5 protein-coding genes and 1 pseudogene are annotated in these 3285 nt (G+C 72.2%); 3 read left to right on the top strand and 3 right to left on the bottom strand.

Features of this window, described 5'->3' with window-relative positions; translation table 11 throughout:
• Window positions 1-120: pseudogene (locus EAO70_RS39800) on the top strand (alpha/beta hydrolase); the annotation flags it as partial.
• A gap of 213 nt (window positions 121-333) precedes the next feature.
• Here EAO70_RS39800 and EAO70_RS34255 read toward each other — a convergent pair.
• Window positions 334-1059 (bottom strand): dienelactone hydrolase family protein, encoded by a 726-nt coding sequence (locus tag EAO70_RS34255; protein ID WP_148006718.1) that lies wholly within the window; start codon window positions 1057-1059, stop codon window positions 334-336.
• A 269-nt stretch (window positions 1060-1328) separates the two neighbouring features.
• On the opposite strand from EAO70_RS34255, the gene EAO70_RS34250 reads away from it, so the two are divergent.
• On the top strand, window positions 1329-1772 hold the full coding sequence (locus EAO70_RS34250) for a DUF6325 family protein (RefSeq protein ID WP_187284154.1): 444 nt from the start codon (window positions 1329-1331) through the stop codon (window positions 1770-1772).
• Between the two features lie 38 nt (window positions 1773-1810).
• Window positions 1811-2098, top strand: a complete 288-nt coding sequence (locus EAO70_RS34245; RefSeq protein ID WP_148006717.1) for an SHOCT domain-containing protein — start codon at window positions 1811-1813, stop codon at window positions 2096-2098.
• A gap of 125 nt (window positions 2099-2223) precedes the next feature.
• On the opposite strand, the gene EAO70_RS34240 is transcribed toward EAO70_RS34245, so the two are convergent.
• Window positions 2224-2943: an esterase/lipase family protein gene (locus EAO70_RS34240; RefSeq protein ID WP_261993186.1), complete on the bottom strand. Its 720-nt coding sequence runs from the start codon at window positions 2941-2943 to the stop codon at window positions 2224-2226.
• Window positions 2944-3077: 134 nt separating this feature from the next.
• A partial coding sequence (locus EAO70_RS34235; protein ID WP_187284153.1) for a CGNR zinc finger domain-containing protein occupies window positions 3078-3285 on the bottom strand: 208 nt, incomplete at its 5' end.

The raw sequence follows: 3285 nt of genomic DNA, 5'->3' as shown, positions 1-3285 counted from the left end.
CTGTTCGACGCCTTCGGCAGCATGGAGAAGACCCTGCACGCCAACCTGGGCGGGCACACCGGCACACCGGCCTTCGAGCTGGAGGACGGATGCCGCTTCCTGGACCGCCACCTGAAGTGACCCCCCTCCCGGAGTCCGGCGCCTGACCGCGGTCCCCTGCCACAGCCCGGCCCGGCCCGGCTCCCACGCTTCGCGCTCTCCCTCGGCACCCGTCCGGCGCGCTCGGTGGTTCCCGGCCACCGAGCGTGGTCGCGGACAGGTGGGGCCGATGCGGGGGCCCGCCCCCGCATCGGCCCGTCGCCCGCGGTCAGGCGCCGGACTCCGGGAGGGGGGTCACTTCAGGTGGCGGTCCAGGAAGCGGCATCCGTCCTCCAGCTCGAAGGCCGGTGTGCCGGTGTGCCCGCCCAGGTTGGCGTGCAGGGTCTTCTCCATGCTGCCGAAGGCGTCGAACAGGTCGAGGGCCCGCTGCCTGGGGTTTCCCCCGTCGTCCCACTGGAGCAGGAACAGCAGGGGAACGGTGACCAGATGGGCCTCCTCGCGCTGGGCGCGGGGCACGTACCCCCCGGCGAAGAAACCGGCGGCCGCGATGCGCGGCTCGGTCACGGCCAGCCGGATGCCGAGGGCGGTCCAGCCGCCGGAGTAGCCGACGGGTCCGTCGATCCCGGGGAGTCCGAGGAGCGCGTCCAGCGTGGTCCGCCACTCGGGGACGGCGTTCTCGACGAGCGGGCCGATGAGGGACTCGAACAGCTCGTCGGCCGGTTCGCCGGCGCGGATCGCCCGCTGGAGGTCGGCCCGGGCCTGTTCGTCGGCGGCGGAACGGGGACGGTCGCCGCACCCGGCGGCGTCGATGGTGGCCACCGCGTAGCCGCGGCCCGCGGTGTACCGGGCGCGGGCCATCAGCCGGGGGTCCGACTTGGGCAGGCCGTTGTTGTGGGACATCAGGATCAGCGGGACGGGCGCGGCTCCGCCGGGCGTCCACAGGGTGCCGGGGATCTCGCCGAGGGTGAACTCGCGTTCGAGGACGCCGTCGTCGAGGCGTCGTTCAGTGGTGAAGTGCACGGTCGTGCCTTTCGGGAGGGCTCTTGGGCGGCGCTCCCGGACGACCTATCGCCCGACCGTGACCCCGGAGGGGAGCACCCTTGTCGACATATCGTTCACGGGTACCACCTCCTGGTTCTCTGCACGGCCTCGGGAAGGCTAGCAACGGCCGTCGGCGCCCGCCAGCGGTTTTCCCCGGGCGGGTCGGGCCCGTGCGACCGACGTGCGGGGGAACCGGCCCGGTGTTGCAATGGAGCCACGGAGAGAGCCACGACACCAGGGGTTGCGCCGTGAACGACGAAGCCGAAGAGCTGGGACCGATCGACTATCTGATCGTGGAGTTTCCAGGCAACCGCATGACCGGTGAGGGCCTGCCCCTCCTGGTCGATCTCGTGGACCGTGGCCTGATTCGCATCCTCGACCTGACCTTCGTCAGGAAGGAGGAGGACGGCTCCGTGAGCGGTCTGGAGATCGCCGACCTCACGGGTGACGGCGAGCTCGACCTGTCCGTCTTCGAGGGCGCGTCCTCGGGTCTCCTCGGTCAGGACGACCTGGAGGAGGCCTCGGCCGCGCTGCAGCCGGGCAGTTCCGCCGGGATCCTGGTCTACGAGAACCGGTGGGCCGCGCCGTTCGCCGCGGCCCTGCACCGCGGTGGCGCCCAGGTGGTCGCCTCCGGGCGGATCCCGGTGCCCGCCCTCCTGGCCGCGCTCGACACCACGGACAGCGCCCGCTGAGCGTCGGCCGACGCCAGCGCGGACAGAAGGGAATCCCCATGCCAGGCCTCCTTCGCGGGGTCGCGCGTACGGCCGTCGTCGCCGGAACCGCCACCGCCGTGTCCAACCGAGTGAGCCGTCGCCAGCAGGGCCGGTGGGCGGCCCAGGAGGAGCAGCAGTACGCGGCTCCGCCCCCGCCGCCTCCTCCGGCGGCCGCACCCGCTCCGGCGGGCTCGGACATGTCGAGCAAGATCGACCAGCTCAAGCAGCTGGGCGAGCTCAAGGACCAGGGCGTCCTCACCGAGGCCGAGTTCGCGGAGCAGAAGAGCAGGATCCTGGGGTCCTAGAGCCGGTCGAGTGAGCCGGTACGCGACCGGGCCCGGTACTCCCTCCTGGGGGCCGGGCACGGTAGTGCGCGGGCGAGGTCGCTCGTCCGGGTCGGGCGTTCGTACGGTGACCGGCGCGGTACCGCTCAGGAACGGAGGAACGCGCGGACGCCCCGGGAGACGGTGTCGTCGCCGAGGAAGTCGTTGTGGGCGAGGCAGCCGGCGGCGTTGTTGGTCGCGCCGTCCAGCGGGACACTGCTGTCGGGGTTGACGACCTCGTCGCAGTCGGACCACCAGGTGGCGTAGCGCACCTCACCGGGCGTCTCGTCCCCCGAGGCCAGGCCCTTCTGGACGTACGAGCCGGGGGTCATGTCCCGGCACGCCTGGTCCCACAGGGCGCAGGCCCAGGCGCTCGAGGTGCCGTGGTTCGGGCCGGCGAGGGAGACCCAGTGGGCTACCGAGGCCGGGCCTGCGGGGTCGTACTTCGCGTACCAGCGGGTGACGAGGCTCCCGTAGGAGTGGGAGACGAGGTCGACGCGGGCGGCGCCGGTGCGGCGCTTCACGTCCTCGACGTAGGCGGCGAGGCGGCCGGAGAGGACCTCGTTAACGGACCGGTGCGTGTCATAGCCGAAGGAGAAGAGTTCGGCGTCCCTGTACCCGTCGGCCTTGAAGTCCTCGCGCAGTCCGCCCCATACGCCGGGGTCGGCGTTGTAGCCGTGGACGAACACGACCGGCGTACGTGCGGCTGCCGTACTCCCGGCGTCGGTCTGGGCGCGGACCACGGCGGTGGGGACGAGCAGGGACACGACGGTGGCCGGCAGCGCTACGGCGATCCTGGCGACGATCCGGGAACCGGGCTTGAACACACTTCCCCCTACGACGTGTTACGCACGAGTAGTCAGGAGCATGGTGGGGCCTCGGGGCGTGGATGAACAGCCCTCGTACGCGACGGTCCTCGTACGCGACGGCGCTCGCACGGGGCGGCGGGCGGGGTCGTCGTTCAGTCCCGCTGCCGGGCGGCGTATCTGCGGGACTTGGTGCGGTTGCCGCAGACCCGCATCGAGCACCAGCGGCGGCTGTGGTTCTTGGAGGCGTCCCAGAAGACCCAGCCGCAGGTGTGCTCCGCGCAGCGCTTGAGCCGGTGGATCTGGCCGGTGAGGACGAGTTCCGCCCAGGCCACGGCCAGGCGGGCGAGGGCGGTCCGGGCG

It is taken from the genome of Streptomyces sp. adm13(2018) (genome assembly GCF_008042145.1).
Lineage (GTDB): Bacteria > Actinomycetota > Actinomycetes > Streptomycetales > Streptomycetaceae > Streptomyces.
Note: the sequence above shows the minus strand (reverse complement) of the source record. Positions and strands in the feature narration are given on the sequence as shown.